We start from the raw sequence: 1,307 nt of genomic DNA, 5'->3' as shown, positions 1-1,307 counted from the left end.
TTGTCACGGAGCATGGCCCATAAGACGTCGACTCGGCGGCGTGCGAGGGCGAGCAGCGCCTGGGTGTGGATCAGTCCTTCGGCGCGTTTCTTGAGGTAGAAGTCCCGAGAGGGGCCTGGGCGCATCATGGCCGTTTGGGCGGCCATGTAGAAGACGTGTCGCAGGCGGCGGTGGTAGCGCTTGGGCCGGTGGTGGTTACCGGTCCGGCGGCCGGAGTCGCGTGGCACGGGGGCCAGTCCCGCGTGGGCGGCCAGGCGGCCGGCGTCTGCGTAGGTGGACAGGTCTCCGACGATGGCGAGGAACTCAGCCCCGAGGATGGGGCCCATGCCAGGGAGAGATTCGATGACTTCGGCGCGCTCGTCGAGGCGGAAGGCTTCGCGGATCTCCCGGTCGGTGTCCTTGATCCATTCATCGAGCATGAGGAGCTGGTGGGCGAGGTCGCACACGAGCTTGGCGGCTCGCGTTTCGCCCGGCAGAGCGGTCACCTGGGATCGGGCTGCTTCGACTGCGCGGGCGGCGACATCGGCTGCACTGCGGACCGCACGTCGTGCCAGCCAGTCCGCGAGCTGCTTGGCACCAGCTCGCTGCAGGGCGGCCGGGGTCTGGTACTCGGTCAGCATGACGACCGGTCCCTTGGCCGCTGAGTAGTCGAAGGCCCGCTCCAGAGCGGGGCAGATGCCTACCAGGGCATCGCGCAGGCGGTTGATCAGCCGCACCCGGTCGGCGATCAGATCGGCTCGATGCGCGGTGAGCAACTGGAGATCGGCCACGGTCTCGTTCGGCAGGCTCAGGAGCGTGAAGTCCCGGCGCATGCGCGCGGTGTCGGCGATGACCAGGGCGTCCTTGGCGTCGGTTTTCCCTTCACCGCGGTAGGCACCGGACATTCGGTTGACTGTGCGTCCGGGCACATACACCACGCTTTGGCCATTGGCGATTAACAATGCGAGCAGCAACGTTGAGGCCCGGCCGCAGATGTCGACCGCCCATCGCACCTCGTTGGCCATCTCGGACACAGCCACGATCAGGTCCAGGATCTCGTCTTCACCGTTGACGACCTTCCTCGAGAGCACCTTCTCTCCAGCGGCGTTGACTCCGACAGCCCAGTGATGAGCCTTGCCGGCGTCGATGCCGACCCAGACCTGCTCATGTCGTTCCGTCACTGTCGTCGCTCCGTTCCCCGGGAAGCAGCACCTTCAGGGTCCGGGAACACTCCGCCGCCAAGCCCTTAACCAGCGATGACCGCAGTTCTCAATCAGCGGCCGGAGCGTCCCGGAGAACCGGGCAGCCACTCACTCGGAGCCATCAAC

General features: G+C 66.6%; 1 protein-coding gene. It reads right to left on the bottom strand.

Annotated features, from left to right (window positions below; genetic code table 11):
• Nucleotides 1–1,160: IS110 family RNA-guided transposase (locus IE217_RS34345; RefSeq protein WP_190181878.1), on the bottom strand; the 1,160-nt coding region annotated here is incomplete at its 3' end.
• Nucleotides 1,161–1,307: the final 147 nt, after the last annotated feature.

Origin of the sequence: Streptomyces naganishii JCM 4654, assembly GCF_014650575.1 — a bacterium.
Taxonomy (GTDB): domain Bacteria; phylum Actinomycetota; class Actinomycetes; order Streptomycetales; family Streptomycetaceae; genus Streptomyces; species Streptomyces naganishii.
Note: the sequence above shows the minus strand (reverse complement) of the source record. Positions and strands in the feature narration are given on the sequence as shown.